The 20,356-nt window shown below is 71.7% G+C and carries 19 protein-coding genes; 11 read left to right on the top strand and 8 right to left on the bottom strand.

Annotation, left to right across the window (positions count from 1 at the left end):
• Positions 1–50: 50 nt before the first annotated feature.
• From ACZ56U_RS03890 to ACZ56U_RS03880, 3 genes are all read left to right on the top strand, one after another.
• The gene (locus tag ACZ56U_RS03890; protein WP_469082429.1) at positions 51–1,724 is read left to right on the top strand and encodes a purine-cytosine permease family protein; all 1,674 of its coding nucleotides are present in this window, start codon (positions 51–53) and stop codon (positions 1,722–1,724) included.
• Positions 1,725–1,839: 115 nt separating this feature from the next.
• Positions 1,840–2,106 carry a hypothetical protein gene (locus ACZ56U_RS03885; protein WP_469082428.1) on the top strand — a complete coding sequence of 89 codons (267 nt, stop codon included), beginning with the start codon at positions 1,840–1,842 and terminating at the stop codon, positions 2,104–2,106.
• A 278-nt stretch (positions 2,107–2,384) separates the two neighbouring features.
• Entirely contained in the window at positions 2,385–3,716 is a 1,332-nt protein-coding gene (locus tag ACZ56U_RS03880; protein WP_469082427.1) for an acyltransferase family protein, read from the top strand.
• Here the strand turns inward: ACZ56U_RS03880 and ACZ56U_RS03875 are convergent.
• Positions 3,661–4,749, bottom strand: coding sequence for a GNAT family N-acetyltransferase (locus tag ACZ56U_RS03875; protein WP_469082426.1), 1,089 nt, complete (start codon positions 4,747–4,749; stop codon positions 3,661–3,663). The two genes, ACZ56U_RS03880 and ACZ56U_RS03875, sit on opposite strands and share 56 nt — an antisense overlap.
• A gap of 309 nt (positions 4,750–5,058) precedes the next feature.
• Here ACZ56U_RS03875 and ACZ56U_RS03870 point away from each other — a divergent pair, with 309 nt between their 5' ends.
• Entirely contained in the window at positions 5,059–6,894 is a 1,836-nt protein-coding gene (locus ACZ56U_RS03870; RefSeq protein WP_469082425.1) for a SpoIIE family protein phosphatase, read from the top strand.
• A 24-nt stretch (positions 6,895–6,918) separates the two neighbouring features.
• Here the strand turns inward: ACZ56U_RS03870 and denD are convergent, their stop codons facing one another.
• Positions 6,919–7,938 carry a D-erythronate dehydrogenase gene (denD, locus tag ACZ56U_RS03865; RefSeq protein ID WP_469082424.1) on the bottom strand — a complete coding sequence of 340 codons (1,020 nt, stop codon included), beginning with the start codon at positions 7,936–7,938 and terminating at the stop codon, positions 6,919–6,921.
• Between the two features lie 250 nt (positions 7,939–8,188).
• On the opposite strand from denD, the gene ACZ56U_RS03860 reads away from it, so the two are divergent.
• Complete coding sequence (locus ACZ56U_RS03860; RefSeq protein WP_469082423.1) at positions 8,189–9,175, top strand: threonine ammonia-lyase; 987 nt, start codon at positions 8,189–8,191, stop codon at positions 9,173–9,175.
• Positions 9,176–9,177: 2 nt separating this feature from the next.
• Here the strand turns inward: ACZ56U_RS03860 and ACZ56U_RS03855 are convergent, their stop codons facing one another.
• Positions 9,178–10,323 carry a serine hydrolase domain-containing protein gene (locus tag ACZ56U_RS03855; protein ID WP_469082422.1) on the bottom strand — a complete coding sequence of 382 codons (1,146 nt, stop codon included), beginning with the start codon at positions 10,321–10,323 and terminating at the stop codon, positions 9,178–9,180.
• A 307-nt stretch (positions 10,324–10,630) separates the two neighbouring features.
• Here ACZ56U_RS03855 and ACZ56U_RS03850 point away from each other — a divergent pair, with 307 nt between their 5' ends.
• Positions 10,631–11,107 carry a hypothetical protein gene (locus ACZ56U_RS03850; protein ID WP_469082421.1) on the top strand — a complete coding sequence of 159 codons (477 nt, stop codon included), beginning with the start codon at positions 10,631–10,633 and terminating at the stop codon, positions 11,105–11,107.
• 97 nt (positions 11,108–11,204) lie between these two features.
• On the opposite strand, the gene ACZ56U_RS03845 is transcribed toward ACZ56U_RS03850, so the two are convergent.
• The gene (locus tag ACZ56U_RS03845; RefSeq protein ID WP_469082420.1) at positions 11,205–12,410 is read right to left on the bottom strand and encodes an MFS transporter; all 1,206 of its coding nucleotides are present in this window, start codon (positions 12,408–12,410) and stop codon (positions 11,205–11,207) included.
• Positions 12,411–12,790: 380 nt separating this feature from the next.
• On the opposite strand from ACZ56U_RS03845, the gene ACZ56U_RS03840 reads away from it, so the two are divergent.
• The 3 genes from ACZ56U_RS03840 (at position 12,791) to ACZ56U_RS03830 (ending at position 15,998) form a co-directional block, all read left to right on the top strand.
• Complete coding sequence (locus ACZ56U_RS03840; protein ID WP_469082419.1) at positions 12,791–13,465, top strand: hypothetical protein; 675 nt, start codon at positions 12,791–12,793, stop codon at positions 13,463–13,465.
• Between the two features lie 357 nt (positions 13,466–13,822).
• Positions 13,823–15,826: a DUF1996 domain-containing protein gene (locus ACZ56U_RS03835; RefSeq protein ID WP_469082839.1), complete on the top strand. Its 2,004-nt coding sequence runs from the start codon at positions 13,823–13,825 to the stop codon at positions 15,824–15,826.
• Positions 15,827–15,866: 40 nt separating this feature from the next.
• Positions 15,867–15,998 (top strand): hypothetical protein, encoded by a 132-nt coding sequence (locus tag ACZ56U_RS03830; protein ID WP_469082418.1) that lies wholly within the window; start codon positions 15,867–15,869, stop codon positions 15,996–15,998.
• Positions 15,999–16,022: 24 nt separating this feature from the next.
• Here the strand turns inward: ACZ56U_RS03830 and ACZ56U_RS03825 are convergent, their stop codons facing one another.
• Positions 16,023–17,030 carry a helix-turn-helix transcriptional regulator gene (locus ACZ56U_RS03825; RefSeq protein ID WP_469082417.1) on the bottom strand — a complete coding sequence of 336 codons (1,008 nt, stop codon included), beginning with the start codon at positions 17,028–17,030 and terminating at the stop codon, positions 16,023–16,025.
• Positions 17,031–17,186: 156 nt separating this feature from the next.
• Between ACZ56U_RS03825 and ACZ56U_RS03820 the strand changes: the two genes are divergently transcribed.
• On the top strand, positions 17,187–17,609 hold the full coding sequence (locus tag ACZ56U_RS03820; RefSeq protein ID WP_469082416.1) for a VOC family protein: 423 nt from the start codon (positions 17,187–17,189) through the stop codon (positions 17,607–17,609).
• Between the two features lie 35 nt (positions 17,610–17,644).
• Here the strand turns inward: ACZ56U_RS03820 and ACZ56U_RS03815 are convergent, their stop codons facing one another.
• A complete protein-coding gene (locus tag ACZ56U_RS03815; RefSeq protein ID WP_469082415.1) occupies positions 17,645–18,259 on the bottom strand; it encodes a dihydrofolate reductase family protein in 615 nt (204 codons plus the stop codon).
• A gap of 196 nt (positions 18,260–18,455) precedes the next feature.
• On the opposite strand from ACZ56U_RS03815, the gene ACZ56U_RS03810 reads away from it, so the two are divergent.
• Positions 18,456–19,001 (top strand): GNAT family N-acetyltransferase, encoded by a 546-nt coding sequence (locus ACZ56U_RS03810; RefSeq protein ID WP_469082414.1) that lies wholly within the window; start codon positions 18,456–18,458, stop codon positions 18,999–19,001.
• A 63-nt stretch (positions 19,002–19,064) separates the two neighbouring features.
• On the opposite strand, the gene ACZ56U_RS03805 is transcribed toward ACZ56U_RS03810, so the two are convergent.
• Both ACZ56U_RS03805 and ACZ56U_RS03800 read right to left on the bottom strand, forming a co-directional pair.
• Positions 19,065–20,177 (bottom strand): ABC transporter substrate-binding protein, encoded by a 1,113-nt coding sequence (locus tag ACZ56U_RS03805; protein WP_469082413.1) that lies wholly within the window; start codon positions 20,175–20,177, stop codon positions 19,065–19,067.
• Positions 20,174–20,347 (bottom strand): hypothetical protein, encoded by a 174-nt coding sequence (locus ACZ56U_RS03800; RefSeq protein ID WP_469082412.1) that lies wholly within the window; start codon positions 20,345–20,347, stop codon positions 20,174–20,176. The genes ACZ56U_RS03805 and ACZ56U_RS03800 overlap by 4 nt, the downstream gene beginning before the upstream one ends.
• Positions 20,348–20,356: the final 9 nt, after the last annotated feature.

The following is a 20,356-nucleotide window of genomic DNA, read 5'->3' as shown; positions in this document are numbered from 1 at the left end:
ACGACCCGCTGCGCGAGGCACCTCCCCACCCCGCAGCAAGGAGGCGTGGCATGAGCGCTGAGCCACAACTGGCAGACGTCACCGAGCCGCAGTCGCCGGGCCCGACGCGGAAGGCGGCGCCGGGCACCGACCAGGCAGTGAAGGAGACGCTGGAGGACTACACCCTCCGCTTCGCCCCGCGCAGTTACCGCCGCTGGACCCCCATGGTCGTGGCCACCACCGCCCTCGGTGGCATCGCCTACATGGCCGACTTCTCCATCGGCGCCGGCATCGGCCTCGCCCACGGCACCGGCAACGCGCTCGTGGCGATCGCCGTCGCCGCCGTGGTCATCTTCGTCACCGGCTTCCCGCTCGCCTACTACGGCGCCCGCTACAACATCGACCTGGACCTGATCACCCGCGGCTCCGGCTTCGGCTACTACGGCTCGGTCCTCACCAGCGTCATCTTCGCCAGCTTCACCTTCATCTTCTTCGCCCTCGAAGGCTCGATCATGGCCCAGGGCCTCAAACTGGGCCTCGGACTGCCGCTCTGGCTCGGCTACCTGGTGTCGACCGTGATGGTGATCCCGCTGGTGATCTACGGCATGTCGGCGCTCAGCAAGCTCCAGGTGTGGACCACCCCGATCTGGCTGATCCTCATGGTCGCCCCGCTGGTCTACCTCATCACCACCGACCCCGGCACCGTCGACCGCTTCCTCTCCTACGCCGGAACCGACGGCGAGGGCGGCGTGAACACCGCCTCCGTGCTGCTCGGCGCGGGCGTGTGTCTGTCCCTGATCGCGCAGATCGGTGAGCAGATCGACTACCTGCGCTTCATGCCGCCCAAGACCGAGGCGAACAAGCGCAGTTGGTGGACCGCGGTGATCATGGCCGGCCCCGGCTGGGTCGTCCTGGGCGCCCTCAAGCAGGCCATCGGCGTCTTCCTCGCCGTCTACATCCTCGCCAAGGTCGGTCCCGACGTGGCCCCCGAGCCGATCCAGCAGTTCAAGGGCGCCTTCGACGCGATGATGCCGTCCTGGATGGTGCTCCCGCTCGCCGTGGCGCTGGTCGTCATCAGCCAGATCAAGATCAACGTGACGAACGCCTACTCCGGCTCGCTCGCCTGGACCAACTCCTTCACCCGCGTCACCAAGCACTATCCGGGCCGTATGGTCTTCGTCCTGGTCAACCTGGGCTTCGCACTCGCGTTGATGGAGGCCGACATGTTCAGCTTCCTCAACAGCATCCTGGGCTTCTACTCCAACTGCGCGATCGCCTGGGTCGTCACCGTCGCCACCGACATCGGCGTCAACAAGTACCTCCTCAAACTCTCCCCGCACGCCCCGGAGTTCCGCCGCGGCATGCTCTACGCCGTCAACCCGGTCGGTGTGGTCTCCTTCCTCGCCGCCTCCGGGCTGTCCATCGCCATGTACTTCCACGCCCTGGGCGACACCCTCCAGCCGTACTCGCCGGTCGCCGCCGCCGTGATCGCCTTCGTCCTCACCCCGGTCATGGCGATCGCCACCAAGGGCAGGTACTACCTGCGCCGCACCGACGACGGCATCGCCGAACCGATGCTCGACGGCGAGGGCAACCCGAGCGGTGTGACCCTCGACTGCCACGTCTGCCACCAGCCGTACGAGCGCCCCGACCTGGCCGCCTGCCAGACCCACGACGCGGTCGTGTGCTCCCTGTGCCTGAGCACGGACAAGGTCGGCGACCACGTACTCCCCGCACTCTCGTAACGCCGAAGCCGAAGGGCTCCTCCAAGTCCCGTTCCTGGAGGAGCCCTTCACTCCCACGTGGGCCCGGCCGAAATTCCCGGCGAACGGCTGGCCGGGTCCATAGACTTCCGCCTCGATGAAGAAGCGTGTGCAGTTCACCGAGCAGGTTGCGCGGTTCCGCGACTACATGCCGGCTGACGACCGGCAGAAGTTCCTGCGACTCGTCGACAGGATCGCGGCCGATCCCGAAGGCCCCGACAGCCACCTCGCCTACCTCGACGACAGCGTGACCCGCTCCGCCTGGGAGGACGACGTCATGGTCCAGTACGTCGTGACCTCGTTCTTCGTGGTCTTCATCGAGACCGACATCTACGACGCGTCGCGCGGCTTCAACATCGTGTAGCCCGGCCACGCTTCGGCCGGTCCAACCGGGGTGGACTCCGCTGTGGCGGCCCGTCTGGGGGGCGGCCGCCGCCCTTTCGGGTAGCGGCCGCGTGCCGCGTGCTGCTTTGTCCCAACTCCGCGCTGATCGACACGAGTTGGACGGCGTGATCGGAACACGCCGGGGACGCCCCGTTCTGGGCACGGGCGGGGACGAGCAGGTGTGCGGCTCGTCGAGGAGCCTGCCCGTGAGCCGAGCCGTACTCCGCTGATTCAAACAGGTGGCTGCCAGGAAGGCATGTGACCGTGCTTTACGGACAGGTGCATCACGTCACCCTGGAATCAGCGGGCAGGTGGGAAGCGATCTCCTTCATGGTCAACGCACCGGACTCGACGGCCGTGGAAGCAACGGGGACAGAGGCGGCGGTCGGCGTCCGGAGACCCAAGGCCCCGGCGGCAGACGCACGCCGGGGCTTTCCTTCGGCCACGCTGCACAGCGGCCGGGTCGGCGGGCTGGACGGTCTGCGGACCCTCGCGGTCGCGCTGGTCCTCGTCTACCACGTCGACCACACGCTGGTCCCCGGCGGCTCGGTGGCCGTGGACGTCTTCTTCACCATCAGCGGCTTCGTGATCACCCGCCTGCTCCTCGCCGAGTACACACGCAACGGCACCATCGCCCTGCTGCCCTTCTACCAGCGCCGGTGGCTGCGACTCGTGCCCGCGCTGCTGGCGCTGTGCGCGGTGTGCCTGGTGCTGGCGGCGACGACCTCGTTGTGGGCCTTCGACGGCTCGTGGCAGGCGGTGGGCCTCGCGGCGACGTTCGTGACCAACGTCGTACGGGCCGTGGAGTCCGGGCCGTACTCCGGCGGACCCCTCGCGCACACCTGGTCCCTGGGTGTGGAGGAGCAGTTCTATCTGCTGTGGCCGCTGCTCCTGCTGCTCTTCCTGCGCCGGCTGCGGGCCCGCACGGTCCTGCTGTGCACGGCGGCCCTGTGCGTCCTGCCCTTCCTGTGGCGCTGCGCGCTGTGGGCCCCGGACGCGACCCACCGCATCTACAACGGCACCGACACCCGCGCCGACCAGCTGCTGGCCGGCGCCCTGGTCGCCGTGGCGCTGGCGCGGCTGCGCGCGGACGATCCACGGCTGGCCCCGCTGCGCACCTGGTCCGGCCGACTCGCCGGACCCGCCCTCGCGCTGCTGGCGCTCGTGGCCTGGCGGGTCCCGGTGACCGGGGACCTCGGCGCCTGGACCGCGCTGTGGTACACGGTCGGGTTCCTCGGCGTGGCGATGGTGTCCGCCACGCTCGTCGCGGGGCTGGAGCTACGGCCGGAGGGCCGGCTGTCCCGCCTGCTCGCGTTCGCGCCGCTCGCCTGGACGGGACGCCACCTCAGCTACGGCATCTACCTGTGGCACTACCCGGTCATACGGCTGCTGGCCTCCCTCGGCGTGAAGGACGAGCTGCTGTCGGCCACCGTGGTGCTGACCGCGGTGATGGCCCTCCTGTCGTACTACGTCATCGAGGCGCCGTTCCTGCGCCGGGCCCGCGGACACCGGCCCGCGCTCGGCCGAGGAGAGGTCAGCGCGCCCGTGCCTCACCGAACGTCCGCAGGGTCCGGGCCGCCGCCGCCTTGAGCGCGGGGCGTTCGCGGACGAACCCCCGCACGGCCCGCACCGGTTCGCGGCGGAGCCAGTGCAGGACGGCGCCCGGTCCCGCCGCGCGCACGGCACCTTCGTGGACCAGGAGGTCCCCGGTCTTGAAGGAGTCCTTGTACGCGGCCTGTCCCCTGCCGAAGTCGAAGACGCGGATCCCGGAGGCGGCAGCAGCCTCGATCATGCGGAGGTAGAGCACGCGCCCGGGCGAGAAGGTGGCGAAGGCCCGGTCGTAGGAGGGGAACCAGCAGGAGAAGACCGTACGGGAGCGAAGACCGAAGTGGGCGGCCACCGGGCTGCCGGACGCGTAGAGCACCGACAGGATGCCGGAGCAGTGCGGAGACCTGGAGGCGGCCAGGTCCTGTACGAGCCGGGCGATCCAGGGCTGGGCGAAGGGATCGCGGCGGCCCGTGCGCCGGTAGTGGGCGGACTTCCAGGCGATGAGGGTGCGCAGGGCGGCGGGGTCCCGCTCGTCGTGGACGTAGCGCAGGGGGCCGAGGTCGCGGTGCATGCGCCGTTCCTGTGCGAGCGCCGCCTTGAGGAACTTGCGCGAGTGCGCCCGCAGATGCTCCTCGTACCGTTCGAAGCCGCCGGCGAGGTCGACGACGGGTGAGGCGAACCGGCCCGTCGCGTGGGGCAGGAACAACTCCTGGGCGCCGTCCTCCAGGTGGTTGAACTCCCAGGCGGTGAGGGAGCAGGCGCGCATCAGGTGCTGGAGGTCCAGGTCGAGGTCCGGGCTCAGCACGGCGCCCTGGCTGTCGGAGACTCCGAGGCCGACCGCGTACCCGTGGCCCCATCTGCCCTTCTGGTGGGGGAAGTAGCCGACCGTCTCTCCCTGGCGGCGCAGGACGGCGACCCGGGTGTCGGACCGCACTCGTCCGACTGCGCGGGTGAACTCCGCGCTCATGAAGGGGTTGGGGGCATCCGTGCTCCGGGTCCGCAGCTCGTTCCACAGGTCCACGTCGTCGGCCCCGAGTGCGTCCGGGTGTACGACGTCGATACGCGGTGGGTTCATACGTGCTCCGGGTCCGGCGTCATGACCCACCTATCGTGCGGCAAGGCGAACCCCCGAAACGGGCGAACAGGAAGATCCACGCATTAGAACGTTCACCCGAGTGGCTCCCGCGTGACGACAGTGGTCACATCCGGTCGGCGTCCTTGATGGTTCCCCGGCGGGAGAATGAGACCTAGGTCACAGCCATGCCGTACGAGATGCGCTGTAATGCTGGTCAAGTAGGACCAAACGGACCTCGGTGATCGGAAGGCGCAGGGGTGGCCACGGTGGTGACCGGGCCGGCCATGTCAGGAGCGGGGGACCCACCGGATGAACGCCCTCGACCCCCGCCCGACCGCGCACCCCGATCCGTTCCTGACGTCGGCGACGCTGAGGGCCCTGTCGGAGGCGGTCCGCGACGCGGCGGGCCGCACTCCCCAGGCGGACCGTCTGGTGGACGAGCTGCGGCTCGGGCGACGGTTACTGGACGAGACGCCCGCGGGCATCGGGATCCTGGACCAGCGGCTGCGCTACCTGTACGTCAACGACGCGCTGGCGAAGGCCAACGGCCTGCCCGTCGAGGAGCACCTCGGTCGGCCCATGCCGGAGGTGATCCCCGGCTCCGGCCCCTCCGCGGAGGTGGCCCGCGAGGTGCTCGCCACCGGTCGGCCGCAGGTGCTCGTGTTCGACGGCCGCCCGCCGGCCGACCCCGCCGACGTACCGCGGTACTGGCTCGGCGCCTTCCAGCGGCTGGACGCCGACGACGGCGAGGTCCTCGGCGTCGCCGCCATCGTGATGGAGGTGACCGACGGCATCCGGCAGAACGAGACGCTGCGCCGCGCCCAGGACCGCCTCGAACTGCTGGCGGAGACCGCGGCCCGGGTCGGCGGCACCCTCGACGCGGCACAGGCCTGCCGGGCCCTGAGCGACCTGCTGGTGCCCCGCTTCGCCGACTACGCCGCCGTCGACGTGGTCGACCCCGAGGGCACTCCCAAGGCGCCCGCCACCCCCGCCCCCGTGTGGCTGCGGCGCATGGCCGTGACCGCCGCTCCCAGCACTCACAGCCCCCTGCTGACCCCCGTGACGAGGGGCGGGGAGGTGATCTTCCATCAGGCCAGTTCGTCGATGGCCCGGGTCCTCACCGAGCACGAGCCCGTCGTACTCAACCGGCCCGACGACGACGCCGTCCGCCTCATGGCCCCCACCCGGCAGCGCCTGGAGCGCTACCGGGCGATGGGCCTGCACTCCGTCGCCTATCTCCCGCTGATGCACGCGGGCGAGCCGATCGGGGCCGTGATCGTCGGCCGTCGAGGCGACTCACCCGAGTTCGCCCCCTCGGACGTCGAGGTCCTCGCACAGGTCACAGCACGGGCCGCGACGGGCATCGGTCACGCGCTGCGCTACACCCACGAGCACGAGACCACCCTGGAGATGCAGCGCGCCTTCCTCGCCACCCCGCACCGGACCGGACCCGGCGTGGAGATCGCCAGCCGCTATCTGCCGGCCGGACGCGGGGCCGAGGTCGGCGGCGACTGGTTCGACACCGTCGCCCTGCCCGGCGGGCGCACCCTGCTCGTCGTCGGCGACGTCATGGGGCACGGAGTGCGTGCGGCGGCCGCCATGAGTGAGTACCGGTCCCTGATCCGCACCCTGGCCCTTCAGGGGCTCGCCCCCGACCGGCTCCTCGCCGAGGCGGACCGTACGGCCCACGCGCTCGACCTGGACCGGGTCGCCACCTGCGTCCTGGCCCTCCTGGACCCCGGGGCCGGTCACGCCGTCCTGGCCACGGCCGGACACGTCCCGCCCCTGCTGGCCCGCCCGGACAGCGTCCCCGAGCTGGCCGACCTCCCCGTCGGCCCTCCCCTGGGAACGGGGACCGGCGGGTACGGCAGCCGGTGCCTTCCGATGCCGCAGGGCTCCCTGCTTCTCCTCTACACCGACGGGCTGGTCGAACGGCGCGGTCGGGACATCGACGCCGGGCTGACCGCACTGGCCGCCACGCCCGTCACCCCCGGGCACCCCCTGCCGCACGTCCTGGACCTCGTCCTGGGCCGACTGGCCCCGGTCGGCTCCGAGGACGACGTCACCCTCCTGGCGGCCCGTCTGGGGCCCGGCCCGGCGGCGCACGCCGCCGTCGCGGACCTCGGCAACCAGGCTCCGCCGTGACCAGCGGCCGGTGCGGGCGCCGGCTCAGGGACGCGGCGGCTGCGACACCGCCTCGGGGTGTGCGGTGAGGTAGTCCCGTACGACCGCTTCGAAGCTCAGGTCGGGCAGCAGGCCCAGCTCCGCGGCGCGGCGGTTGTCGACATGCGCGGGCCAGGAGCCGACCAGGGCCGTCACCGCCGGGTCGGGTGCGACGGTCACCAGGTCGGCGACCGCGGGGCCGGCCACCTGCCGCAGGGTGGCGAGCATGTCGGCGACGGAGACGGTCAGGCCGGGCACGTTGACCGGCAGCGCCGCGTCCGCGCCTCCCGCCGTGCTGTCGCGGTCGGTCTCCGCGATACGCAGCACGGACCGGATCGTGGTGCGCGGTGAGGCCAGCGCCACCCGCAGATCGAGGGCGACGGGGCAGACGGCGGGCCGGCCGGCGAGCGGCTCACGGATGATCCCGGAGACGAAACCGGAGGCGGCCGCGTTCGGTCTGCCCGGCCGTACCGCGACGGTCATCAACCGCGCCACACGCCCCTCGACGAACCCGCGGCGGGTCATGTCCGCGATGAGGTGCTCGCACATCAACTTCTGTGTGCCGTAGCTCGACCGGGGCGCCGGCAGGGTCGCCTCGCTGACCGGCGACTGAGGTTCGGACCCCGCCGGCGGGCCGTACACGGCGAGGCTGCTGGTGAACAGCACCCGCGCCACCGGGCCGCCCCCCGCCGCCTGTGCCCGCGCCGCCTCCAGCAGGGCGCGCGTGGCATCCACGTTGGCGCGCATCCCGAGGCCGAAGTCGGCCTCGCACTCGGCGGACACCGCCGCCGCGAGATGGAACACCACGTCCACCGGCTCCGCGAACACCTCCGCGAGGTGGTCGACGAGGTCGCCGGTGACCGTGCGCACGGCCGGGTCCGCACCGCCCGGGCGGTCGGGCCGGTCCACACGGTCGACCAGCACCAGCCCGGTGACCGGGGTCCCGGCGAAACGCCGCGTCCGGAGCAATTCTCCCACCAGCAGACGGCCCAGGAACCCGGACGCGCCCGTCACGACCACCCTCATCCGCCCATCCCCTCATCGGACAGCCCATGTCGCACACCATGTCGCACCAGACCGCTTCCCGACACCACGCCTCGCGGCCCGGGGCGTGAAGGGGCGCCACGGTAGTACGTGAGGGCGGAGCGTCGGGCGACGAAGGGTGGGACAGGCCGCCGTGCGAACGCCCGGGCCGTGGTGGTCGGAGGTGGAGATCGCGGTCTTGTCGATCTCATGCGATGCCGGCGGTCGGCGCCCGTCGGTAGGCTGGCGTGCCGTGCCTCAGACGCGCCTTGACACCGGTCGGATTCGGGCCGCTCGCCGGGTGATCGACCCCGTTTTCCTCAACACGCCTCTGTACCGGTGCGAGGCGCTGGAGCCCCTGCTCGGGTGCGCGGTGAGCGTGAAGCTCGAGACGGCGAACCCGGTGCGCAGTTTCAAGGGGCGAGGCACCGAGCTCGTCGCGAGTGCGCTGGCCGACCGAGGTGCGCGGGACGTGGTGTGCGCGAGCGCGGGCAACCTCGGTCAGGCCCTCGCCTGGTCGGGGCGAGGGCGGGGGCTCGCGGTGACCGTCGTGGCGTCCCGCTTCGCGACGGCTGCCAAGCTCGATCGGATCCGCGCGCTGGGCGCCCGGTTGGAACTGGTGGACGGTGACCACGAGTTGGCCCGCGACCGGGCGGCGGCCATCGCGCGGTCCGACGGCATCCGGCTGGTCGAGGACAGCCTGGACATCGAGACCTGCGAGGGTGCGGCGACGGTCGGACTGGAACTGGTCGAACCGGGGTACGGCGCGGCCCCGTTCGACGCCGTGCTCGTCGCTCTCGGCGGCGGGGCTCTGGCCACGGGCGTGGGTCACGTCGTCAAGGCCCTCGCGCCCGGGGTCGAGGTGATCTGCGTCCAGCCGCTGGGCGCACCGGCGTTGACCCTGTCCTGGCGTCAACGGCGCCTCGTCACCACCGAGTCGGCCGAGACGATCGCCGATGGCGTCGCCGGTCGGCGTCCCATCCCGGCTGTTCTGGACGACCTCCTCCTCGTCGCCGACGACGCCGTCCTGGTCCGGGAGGAGTCGATCGTCACCGGCATGCGGATGCTCCTCGACCACGCGGGGCTCGTCGTCGAACCGTCGGCCGCGCTCGGCGTCGCGGCGCTCCTCGAGGACCGCGCTCGCTTCGCCGGGCGGCACGTGGTGACCGTGGTGTGCGGGAGCAACGTGGACGTGGACGCCTACCGCGGCTGGATCGGGGCGAGCGCCGCGTCCCCGTAGGGTCAACCGCTTGTCGTGCTCCGCCAGAAGTCCCGCATCAGCGGTGTGGGCGTCGGGTTCTCCATCGCGACCTGGGTCAGGAGGATCGCGACCGTTCCCGTGGACGGCACGAGGTGCGCTGTCGTGCCTGTGCCGCCCACCCAGCCGTAACGGCCGGGGATGTTCCAGGGTTCCGCCGAGGTGATGTCGACCTGGCCGCCGTATCCCCATCCCTGGCCTTCCAGGAAGAGGGTGGCGCTCGCGCGCTGGGCGGGTGTGAGGTGGTCGGTGGTCATACGGCGGACCGAGGCGGGGCTGAGCAGCCGGTGGCCGGCCGCCTCGCCACCGTTCAGCAGCATGCGGGCGAAGGCCAGCCAGTCGTCGGCGGTGGAGACCAGGCCCCCGCCACCGGAGTGGAAGCGCGGCAGGCTGCTCCACTGTCCTTCGGGGGCGTCCACGAGGTGCGGGGTGCCGTCCGGGGACGGGGCGTAGGCCGAGGTGAAGCGGTGCCGCTTCGCCTCGGGGACCTCGAAGGCCGTGTCCTTCATCCCGAGCGGCTCGAAGATCCGTTCCGCGAGGAATTCGGGGAGCGTACGGCCCGACGCCCGGGCGATGAGGATGCCCTGGAGGTCGGAGCAGGTTCCGTACAGCCAGGCCTCCCCCGGCTGGCACACCATCGGTACCCGTGCCAGCAGGCCCAGCCAGGTATCGGGGTCCGGCCAGTCCCGCAGGGCTCGGCCGTCCTTCTGCACGGCGAACAGGGACCGCACCGCGGGGAGGGAGAAGCCGTCCGGGAAGCCCCAGCCCGCGCGTGAACTGAGCAGGTCCTCGACGGTGATCGGGCGGGCGGCCGGGACGAGGTCGTCGACCGGGGCGTCAGGGGTTCGGACCACGCTGGGTTTCGCGATCTCCGGCAGCCATGTCTCCACGGGCGCGTCCAGGGTCAGCCGCCCCTCCTCCACCAGCGTCAGGACCGCCGCCGCCGTGATCGGCTTGGTGAGGGAGGCGATACGGAAGAGCGAGTCCCTCTCCATCGGGGCGGTGCCGTCGGTGTCCATCGAACCGGCCGTCACCACCTCCACGTCTGCGCCGCCAGCCACCAGGGCGACGGCGCCCGGAACCCTTCCGTCGTCGACGTACCGGTGAAGGGTGTCGCGCAGGGTGTTCATCGGTGGCCTGGCCTTCCGGTCGAGTGAAGTCGTGGGCTACGACTCACGGGGCGGCGGAAAGTCATCGGATGCGGGCCGTGTGCGGGTGCGGGCCGTCACCGCCGACCGATCTCCTTCGATGGGGCGGTGCGCAGCAGCCTGGTCGCCGGGTCGGTGTCGCGCCCGTTCCGTGGTACCCGCGAGGCACGGCCACCGGGGCCGTGAGCCGCGGTCGGCTGATCGCTGCTCCGTTCGAGTGGTGCGTGCGGGCCACCGGTCGTAGCGTCGGAACCGGGACATACGCCCACGAGCGGCAGCGGGGCCAGCCATGCAGACACGGGCATTCACCACAACCATCACGCTCTTCGCGGTCGCCACCCTCGCCACGGCGGCAGGCACCGCGCCAGCGGCCCGGTCGGAACCGGTAGCCGCCGCCCAGAGCGCGGCCAGCGCGCAGCAGCGAGCCCCGCTGCCGGTCCTCGTCGACTGTCTGGGGCACCCGCAGGTGCGGCCGTCCGACTTCCTGCTCGCCTGTGGCGACGGCAACAGCCGTCTGGCCTCGCTGCACTGGTCCCGCTGGGGTACGGGCACGGCGCGGGCCGAGGGTGTGAACTGGGTCAACGACTGCAAGCCGTACTGCGCGGTCGGGCGCTTCCACGCGTATCGCGTGAGCGTGAAGCTCGACCGTCCGCAGCCCTGGGAGAAGCGGCCGCAGGTCGCGCACTACTCCCGGATCACGCTCGTGTACGCGGACGACCGACCGGAGCGGTTGTCGCGGACCGTGGCCTATCCGCTCTGGGACTGAGGGCGGGGACTGAGGGCCGGCCGGGACTGAGGGTGCCCGTTCCGCACGGTCGCGCAGGAAGGCCGAGACGTGTCGGCGGCACGGCCGGCGGGCGTTCCTAGCGGGCGGCGGTGACCTGCTCGGTCTGCTTGCCCGAGGACGTGATCACCTCGGAGCGCCGGCCGCCTCGGTCCATGGCACCGCCCATGAACGCCAGCCCCAGTCCGGCCGCGCCCAGCGCCGCACCGACCAGGGCGGGCGAGGCCCAGCCCCAGCCCGCCGAGATGGCGAGACCACCGAGCCAGGCACCGCCGGCGTTGGCCAGGTTGAAGGCGGAGTGGTTGGAGGCGGCCGCCATGGTCGGGGCGTCCTTCGCCTTGGCCATGAGCAGGATCTGGACAGGCGTGGTGATCAGGGCGCCCATCGCGCCGATGAAGGTGATCGTCACGAGGGCCGGCACGGTGCTGTGCACGGTGAAGTAGAACACCACCAGTGCCACGGACAGCAGCGCGAGCCCCGCGTACAGCGTGGGGCGCAGCGCGCGGTCGGTGAGCGGGCCCTCGAGCAGCGTGCCGAGCGTCATGCCGACGCCGTAGAGCGCGAGGACCAACGTCGTCGAGGAGTCGGACAGGCCCGTCAGATTGGTCAGCATGGGCACGAGGTAGCTGTAGACGGCGAAGAACCCGCCGAAGCCCACGACCGCGGTGGCCAGGCCGATCATGACCTGCTTGTTGCCCATCGCCCGCAGCTCGTGCCGGACGCCGGACTGCTCACCACGAGGCTGGTGGGGGACGAAGACGGCCAGCGCGGCGAGCGCGATGACGCCGATGACGGCCACCGCGACATAGGCGGACCGCCAGCCCAGCTGCTGCCCGAGGGCCGTCCCGGCCGGGACGCCGACGATGTTGGCGATGGTCAGGCCGAGGAACATTTTCGACACCGCGCGTGCGGCCCGGTCCTGGGCCACCAGGCGGGAGGCGACGACCGCGCCCACGCCGAACAGGGCTCCGTGGGGCAGGCCTGCCAGGAAACGTGCCGCGAAGAGCAGACCGAAGGTGGGGGCGAGCGCGGACGCGACGTTGCCGATGACGAACAGCCCCGACAGGAGCAGCAACAAGCGCTTGTGGGGGATGCGTGCGCCGATGCCGGTCAGCACGGGGGCACCGACGACGACGCCGAGGGCGTAGGCGGAGACGATGTTGCCGGCCTGCGGCACGGACACGCCGATGCCGTCAGCGATCTGGGGCAGCAGGCCCATCGTGGCGAACTCGGTGGTGCCGATGCCGAAAGCGACAACAGCCAGGGCCAGGAGAGCCAGTGGCATGGCGCAGGAGAACCTTTCAGAGGCAGCGTGCGAGAAGGAGTGAGGGGGCGCGGGGTGGCGGCCGGCCGCGGTGGCGCGGCTCCTCTGGCCCGTCACGCCTGGCATCGTTGCCCGGCGCCCCCCTGGGCATGGTGAGCCCGTAACAAGTCCAGCAGCGGAACGGAACCGAACATTCCAAGAGTCCGGCCCGCTCTTCATGATCCACGTCACATCCATCAGCGGCCGGGCGCACTGAGCGGTCGCCCTCGGCTCTTCGCGCCGTCTCGTGACTCCGTGCGCCCGGCGCTCCTGGCCGGTTCCGGCTCACCGATCGAGCATCCGTTCGCTTTGTTGGGTATCCCTCCCTGCATCGGCGGCAGCAGACGCAGGGGGCTGACACTGTGGCACGCCCGTTATGGACGTCCGATCCGGCTGAGGAACAGCGTCACGCGAAACGGGACACGGTACGTCGACTGCGTGCCCAAGGGCTCTACGGGCCCCGGTTCCGGGACGTCCTGCCCGCGTTCGTGGGTCTGGCGGTGGTGGTGTGCGCGGTGGTGGCCGCCCTTGTCGTGGGTGCGCGAGCGGCCGGGGCGCTCGTCCCGGTCGCCGGTCTCCTCCTGCTGACGCTCGTCCTGGTGCTCGGGATCAGACGCCGTCGCCCGGACGCGCGTCGCCGCCGCGGCCGCTACACCCCGCAGGAACTGTCCGAGCTGGACATCCAGGGTCTGGCCTTGGCGGTGGCGCGGATGCTGCGCCGCGACCAGTGGAAGGTACGGCTGCTGCCCGCACCCGACCGGCCGCGTCTGTGTGCCCGGCACCCGGACGGCCGCCGGCTCGACGTGGCCTTCCGGCCGGTCGCCGAGCCGTTGCCCGACGAGAACCTGCCCCACCCGGACACCCACGGGGAGGACCCGGAGTCGCTTCTCCACCTGGTCGTGCACCGGGGCATGTTCCGACCCAGGGACGTTCGGTGGGCCCAACGCGACGGCAGGACCTATCTGTTGGACAACGAGCGGTTACGGCGGTGGGCGGAGGGTGTGCCTCTGGACGAGCTGCTCGCGTGGGAAGTGTGACGGGGGTGGGGGCTCGGCGGGGGCGGGGCGAGAGGTGGGGCGCGGGAGGCGGGGTGCGGAAGGCGGGGCGCGGAAGGCGGGTGAAAGGCGGCGTGCGGATCGGCGGTTGGGCCCGGTGATCGTCGTGCTGTTTCCAGGCAGGTCGGAAGGGTTCCGGGGCATCCGACGGTGCCCGTGCCACCTATCAAGGTGCTGTGAATTTCCGAGCTGGTTGAACAGTCGTGGTGCGGCATCCGTATGGGGCCGGGGGATTTCCATGCCGGGACGGACGACACGCGCAGGAGTACTTCCGTGGGACGCAACAAGCGCAGACGCCCAACAGGTGCGCGGCGGGCCACCTTTGCCGCCGTAGCTCTCATGCTGGGAGGTGGTGGCCTGGTCGCCGCGAATGTGTACGCCTCCGCGACCGAGAGCGGATCCGGGTCCAGCCAGTCCGCCGACGGCTGGGGCGCGGGCACGATCGGCTGCCCGGACGTGGGTGGCGCGCTGACCAGCGTGCCCGATGGCGCGAGGGCGGAGGTCGACAAGGAACTCGCCGGTCTGGACCAGCAGACGGCCCAGGCCTACCAGCAGTTGCAAGGGCCGGTGCAGGACCGTGAGGCCGCCGAGAGCCAGATCATGAAACCGCTGGCGGAGAACCGGGCGGCTACGATCGAGCGCATCGCCGCCGCTCTCGAGCGCGCGGGCGGCCAGGGTCCCGAGGGCGTCGACGAGTTGGCGACCTGCACCCTGCGCCAGTCCGACGACTCGGCCGACGGGGAGGACGGCGCCCAGAACGGCCAGGAGGGCGGGGACGGACAGGGTGGCCAAGAGGGTCAGGACAGCCAGGACGGTCAGGGCGAGCAACAGCAGGGCAACGGCGGGCAGTCGGGCAACGGCCCCGTCGCCGCCGACTACGCCGACATCGCCTCCGCCCCGCCCGCCGCGCAACCGCCGAACGCGGCAGCCGACGCCTCCCGCGGCACCTTCGTCACGAGCTGCGGAGTCAACGCCAACGGCCTGTTCAACTCGGACAACGTGATCGTGGCCCCGGGTGTGTCCAACGGCGCCCACCACTTCCACGACTACATCGGCAACCAGGCCAACAACGCCTTCGCCGACGACAACGAACTGGCCGCCGGTGCCACCAGCTGCGTGGACCAGGGCGACAGGTCCTCCTACTACTGGCCCGTCCTGCGTCTGCAGAACGGCACCCAGGAACAGGACGCGGGCGCCCCCGGCGGCGGCACCGAGGGCAACGCCGGTGAGATCGTCACGCCCAAGGAGGTCACCCTGACCTTCGTCGGCAACCCGACCAGCAAGGTCACGGCCATGCCGCGGCTGCTGCGCATCATCACCGGCGACGCCAAGGCGTTCGTCAACGGCACCGCCAACGCCAACGCGTCCTGGAGCTGCACCGGGTTCGAGGACCGTCAGTTGAAGGACAAGTACCCGGTATGTCCGCAGGGCAGTGACGTAATCCGTACGTTCAGGTTCCAGAGCTGCTGGGACGGGCGCAACATCGACAGCGCCAACCATCGCACGCACGTGGCGTTCGCTCAGGCCGACGGCTCCTGCCCGGCCGGCTTCCAGGCCATCCCGCAACTGGTCCAGCGCATCGTCTACGACGTCGACGCGCCGAGCCTCCAGGACGGCGGCCGCACCACTCCGCTCTTCGCCGTGGACGCCTTCCCGGAGCAGCTGCACAAGCCCGTGACCGACCACGGCGACTTCATCAACGTCTTCGGCGAGGACCTGATGAACGAGATGGTCGGCTGCATCAACGACGGCCGCAAGTGCGGCGCGGGCGCCGACGAGGAGCCCGGCTCCGGCGACGACGGCAACGGCAACGGCAACGGCAACGGCAACGGCAACAACGACGACGGCTCGGACGACGGGGCCGACAACGGCTCGGACAACGGTTCCGGTCAGGAGCCTGGTTCCGACAACGGTTCCGGTCAGGAACCCGGTTCCGACAACGGCTCCACTCCCCCGCCCGGCAATGGCGCGGAGGGCGACGGCGGGTCCGACGACGAACCGCAGGCGACACCGACCGCCGACGAATCCACCGCACCGGAACCCGCCCCCGCGCCCGACAAGGACGAGCCCAAGACGTACAGCTCGCCCTCGGCCACCCAGCGGCCCGCGACGCAGTCCCCCGACGCCACGTCGTACCCCCAGGACGACAACGCGGCGAACGCGTCGCAGAGCCCTTCGACGGGTGTCGTGGCGCAGCCTCCCGCCGGTGCCGAGACCGAACCGCAGGGCGGCAGCGACTCTCTCGCCGAGACCGGCACGCAGCTGTGGCCGGCCGCGGCCGGAGCGGTCCTGCTGATCTGCGGGTTCGTCCTCCTGCGTCGCACCAGGCGCCGCTACAGCTGACGCCACGCCGGGTCACACAGCTCAAAGCACATCACCGTCCGTGCGGAACCTGGCCGGAGACCTGTCCACACGGGACGACGCCCCCCGGCGGTACGACGCCCCCCGGCGGTACGGCGACCGGCGGCGGGTGCGGCGGCGCTGCGGCGGCGTCGAGGTCGGCCACGACGAATGAGCACGTTGTCCGTCCGCTGGAGCGTCACGCGGGGTCTCCTTGCGGTGCTTGGGCTGGGTCCGGGGTGCCCGCGGCGCGGGCGAAGCGGGCGGCGAGGTCCGCGAACGCCGCCGCCAGTTCGGGTGGGCCGACGACCTCGATCTCGGTGTCGAAGCGGGCGAGGGCGGCGGCGAGTCCGGTCCATGACCAGGAGCCGAGGGTGAGCCGGCAGCGGTGGGGGCCGAGTTCCTCGACGACGCCGTCCCGGGCGAAGGGCGCGACGTCGGCGGCGGGCAGGTGCAGGACGGCCTCGCCCCGGCAGGGCCAGTCGCCGGCGGCCCCGTCGTCGCCGCGGAACCGGCTGATGAGGAAGGCGGGGACCGCGCCGCCGGGAAGGGCGCGCGGGGTGAAGCGGGGGCCGGTGGGGGTGCGGGGCCGGATGCGGTCGACGCGGAAGACGCGCCAGTCCTCGCGGTCGAGGTCCCAGGCGACGAGGTACCAGCGGTCCAGCCAGGTGACCAGGTGGTGGGGTTGCACGCGGCGTGGGCTGCCGGCTTCGGTTCCGGCGTGCGGGGTGTGGTCGAAGCGCAGTTCCTCGCGGGCGTGGATGGCGCGACTCAGCTCCACCAGGACGTGCGCGTCCACCTCCGAGGTATCCGGGGCGGCGGGTGGCCGGACGGCGGTGACGCGCAGCAGGTCGACGCGACGGCGCAGGCGGGACGGCATGACCTGGCGCAGGGTGGCCAGCGCGCGCCCGGCATCCTCGGCGAGTGTGGTGCCGGAGACCACGGTCTGCAGCGCGACGGCCAGGGCGACCGCCTGGTCGTCGTCGAACAGCATCGGCGGCAGGTGGGCACCGGCGTCCAGTCGGTAGCCGCCGGCCGGCCCTTTGACGGTCGTGACCCGGTAGCCGAGTTGGCGCAGGCGGTCGATGTCACGCCGCACGGTGCGTGAGGTGACGTCGAGACGCTCGGCGAGGTCGTCGCCGGACCAGTCACGGTGTGTCTGCAGCAGGGAGAGCAGCGCGAGCAGCCGGGCGGAGGTCTTGTGCATGCGTTTCATCCTCCCCGCAGTACCGGACACACCCTGTCCGCTACCTCCGCCATCGTGGCAATCAGGCCGCCCGGGAGCACCTCTCCCGGTCACGGTGGCGCCGCCCGGCCGTACGGCCGCGGCCGCACATGTCTTCAGCGAGGCAGGGAGCAGAACATGTCCGTCACCACCACCACGCACCTGAATTTCCGGGGCACCGCACGTCAGGCGCTCGACTTCTACGGTTCCGTCTTCGGCGGACGCGCCGTCGCGGTCACCTACAAGGACGCCGGAGCCGTCCAGGACGAGAGCGAGGCGGACTGGCTCATGTGGGGCGAGGTGGTCGGCGAGAACGGGTTCCACGTCATGGCCTACGACGTGCCCACGCAGCTGCCGTGGAGCCAGGGCGACCGGCCGTTCTTCGTCTCCGTGCGCGGCGACGACACGGAGGAGATCGGCGCTCTGTGGGACCGGCTCGCCGAGGGCTCGACCGTCGTACGTCCGCTGGAGCCCGCGCCGTGGGCGCCCCTGTACGGCATGCTCACCGACCGCTTCGGCGTCACCTGGGTCCTGGACGTCACCGCGCCGTACCACGGCTGACCCGAGCCGGAGGCTCTCCGGAAGCGGGGCGGACTTCACCTGGTGAAGCGGTACTTGAGGTGGGTGGCCAGCGGGGTGTCGACCACCCGCACCACTTCCAGGGTCCGCCGCCCCGCGTCCAGCCCGCCGAGGAGTCGTACGCCGTCCTCCAACAGCGCCGGTACGACGTGCAGTTGGAGTTCGTCGACGAGGTCCGCCGCGAGGTACTGCCGTACCGTGCTCGCGCCGCCCGCGATGTCGACGTTGCGCTCACCGGCGGCGGCCTTCGCCTGGTCGAGGGCGCTGTGGATGCCGTCGGTGACGAAGGTGAAGGTGGTGCCGCCCTGCTTGACCAGGGTCGGGCGGGGTCGGTGGGTGAGGACGAAGACCGGAGCGCGGAAGGGCGGGTTGTCGCCCCAGAACTCCTCTCCGGTGTCGTACATCATCCGCCCCATGACCACCGCCCCGGTGGCGTCGAACCACTCACGCATCAGCTCCGAGTCACGGTTCTCCTCCCCGCCGCTCAACCCCTGGCGCTCGCGCCAGCTCGCCAGGTTGTGGATCCACTCGAAGAGCGGCTCGGCTCCGTCGCCGCCCGGATTGTCGAGGCTGACGCCGGTGCCGGCGACGAAGCCGTCGAGGGACATGGCCAGATCCGCGGTGACGGTCACGATGGCTACTCCTCGGTGCTCGGGACACGTTGTCTTCACTGTCCCGTCGATCGGGAAGCGGCGCGTTCGACACGGCCGAGGCTCGGTGTGCCGGCGAATTTTCCTGCACTCCGCGCCCGACCAAGACCCACGGGGTACGGCCCGCGCGGTCGCATATTCGTTTGCCGTCGTGCGCCACGGCCGGTAGGAATCCAGCATGCTTCAAGGCAGCAAGGTCGGGCTCAGGGCCCGGCACGAGGAAGACGTCCCGATCCTGCGGGCCGAGCTCTACGACGACGTGGTCAACTCCTCCCGCGCGGAGAGCGGTCCGTGGCGGCCCATCTCCCCGGGGTCGAAGGATCCGCGGCTCGTCGTGGACGACAAGGAGCAGGGCCATGTCCCGTTCTCCGTGGTGGAGTTGGAGGGCGGCACCCTGGTCGGGACGGCGACGCTGTGGGGCATCGACACCCATAACCGCCTCGCGCACATCGGGCTGGGCCTGCTGCCGTCCGCCCGTGGCAAGGGATACGGCACGGACGTGGTGGCGGTGCTGTGCCACTACGGATTCGTCGTACGCGGTCTGCAACGGCTCCAGATCGAGACCCTGTCGGACAACGCCGCGATGCTGCGTTCCGCCGAGCGCAACGGTTTCGTTCGCGAGGGTGTGCTGCGCTCCTCGGCCTGGGTCATGGGCGAGTTCATGGACGAGGTGCTGCTCGGGCTCCTCGCCCGGGACTGGAAGCAGGACACGACGAAGATCTGAGCAGCCCGGTCCCGCCTCGCCCCACCGGGGACCCCGCGCTCGGCCCTGTCCGGGGTGCCCGGCTCACCCGGTGTGCCGGACCCGCAAGCGGCCGAGCTCCGCCGCATCTCGTTCCACGACCTGGATCGGCGCCTCGGCCCACTGCCACACGCCGATGCCCGGTACGCGGGAGAACCGGATCGTCCCCCGCGTACCCTCGGCCACCACACGCGGCCAGGACTCGGCGATGCGCCCCCGGTCCGTACCGTGAGAGCGCAGCACCTCGGCGAGGACGACGACCGTGTCGTACCCCTCGAAGGCGACGAACGAGGGTGTCCCGCCCAGTAGTTCACGCAATCCCTTCTCGGCTCGTACGCCGAGTGCGGTGAGGCGCTCGGGAAGGTAGCGCAGGAAGGGGACCCCGGCGCCGTCCTCGCCGAGCAGCGTCGCCCATTCGGCGAACTCCGGTTGGCCGGCCGGGGCGCCGATGAGGACGTCGGTCAGGCGCTGGTCCCGGCGGACGGCCCGGACGACCGGTACGGCCGGGTCCGGGTGGCCCACCAGCAGCAGTAGGGCGGTCACGCCCCTGTCGGCCAATGCCTCGCACAGGGCCGCCGGGGTGAGGGCTGTCATGTCGAACTCGCTGACGGTGCCGCCGCGCGGTGCGAGGTGGTCGCGCAGAATGCGAGTGCCGGCCGCCCAGTAGACGCTCGGCTGGACCGCCAAGGCGATGCGCCGGTGGCCCGCGCCGAGCAGGAAGTCCGCGTACACCTGCCAACCGCGGGACTGCGGCGGGGAGAGGCGCGCGACCCAGGGCGTCGGCCGGTCGGTGAGCGCGTCGAGCACCGCCGAGGAGCACAGATACGGCAGACCGAGGGCGTGGGCCCGGGCGGCGACGGCACGCGCCACGACGCTGTGGTACTCCCCCGCCACGGCGACGACACCCAGGTCCGCCAGTTCGTCCACGGCCGCCGCGGCCTTCAGCGGATCCGCCGCGGTGTCCCGGACCACCAGTTCCAGCGGGCTTCCGAGGATGCCTCCGGCGTCGTTCACCTCTCCGGCGGCCAGTTCAAGGCCGCCGAGCAGATGCCGGCCGGCCTCGGCCCAACCGGGCCGCGTCAGCGGGGCGAGCACGCCGACCTGGACGGATGACCCGGCGGTCCGCTGCGCTTCAGGGGGCGATGAGGGCGTCTTCATACGGTGGCGTCTCCCGAGTGGCGGTTGAGTCGCAGGCCGCCCGGCTCGCCGCCCGACGCGGGCCGGCCGTACGTGTACGTCCCGCCCCGCCGCACGCACGCGTACGTCGCGTCCATCCGCTCGTACGCATACGTCCCGCCTCGCCGCGACAGGCGCACCTGGCTGATCATGCCGGTCAT

Source organism: Streptomyces sp. NPDC034103, from assembly GCF_055575395.1.
This window is presented reverse-complemented; position numbering and strand designations above follow the sequence as displayed.

Coding starts and splice junctions, on each gene's coding strand:
- ACZ56U_RS03855 (WP_469082422.1), bottom strand. CDS start 10,323: ATGAACACCCTGCGCGACACCCTTCACCGGTACGTCGACGACGGAAGG.
- ACZ56U_RS03820 (WP_469082416.1), top strand. CDS start 17,187: ATGTCCGTCACCACCACCACGCACCTGAATTTCCGGGGCACCGCACGT.
- ACZ56U_RS03890 (WP_469082429.1), top strand. CDS start 51: ATGAGCGCTGAGCCACAACTGGCAGACGTCACCGAGCCGCAGTCGCCG.
- ACZ56U_RS03850 (WP_469082421.1), top strand. CDS start 10,631: ATGCAGACACGGGCATTCACCACAACCATCACGCTCTTCGCGGTCGCC.
- ACZ56U_RS03805 (WP_469082413.1), bottom strand. CDS start 20,177: ATGAAGACGCCCTCATCGCCCCCTGAAGCGCAGCGGACCGCCGGGTCA.
- ACZ56U_RS03870 (WP_469082425.1), top strand. CDS start 5,059: ATGAACGCCCTCGACCCCCGCCCGACCGCGCACCCCGATCCGTTCCTG.
- denD (WP_469082424.1), bottom strand. CDS start 7,938: ATGAGGGTGGTCGTGACGGGCGCGTCCGGGTTCCTGGGCCGTCTGCTG.
- ACZ56U_RS03800 (WP_469082412.1), bottom strand. CDS start 20,347: ATGATCAGCCAGGTGCGCCTGTCGCGGCGAGGCGGGACGTATGCGTAC.
- ACZ56U_RS03825 (WP_469082417.1), bottom strand. CDS start 17,030: ATGCACAAGACCTCCGCCCGGCTGCTCGCGCTGCTCTCCCTGCTGCAG.
- ACZ56U_RS03875 (WP_469082426.1), bottom strand. CDS start 4,749: ATGAACCCACCGCGTATCGACGTCGTACACCCGGACGCACTCGGGGCC.
- ACZ56U_RS03845 (WP_469082420.1), bottom strand. CDS start 12,410: ATGCCACTGGCTCTCCTGGCCCTGGCTGTTGTCGCTTTCGGCATCGGC.
- ACZ56U_RS03810 (WP_469082414.1), top strand. CDS start 18,456: ATGCTTCAAGGCAGCAAGGTCGGGCTCAGGGCCCGGCACGAGGAAGAC.
- ACZ56U_RS03885 (WP_469082428.1), top strand. CDS start 1,840: ATGAAGAAGCGTGTGCAGTTCACCGAGCAGGTTGCGCGGTTCCGCGAC.
- ACZ56U_RS03835 (WP_469082839.1), top strand. CDS start 13,823: ATGCTGGGAGGTGGTGGCCTGGTCGCCGCGAATGTGTACGCCTCCGCG.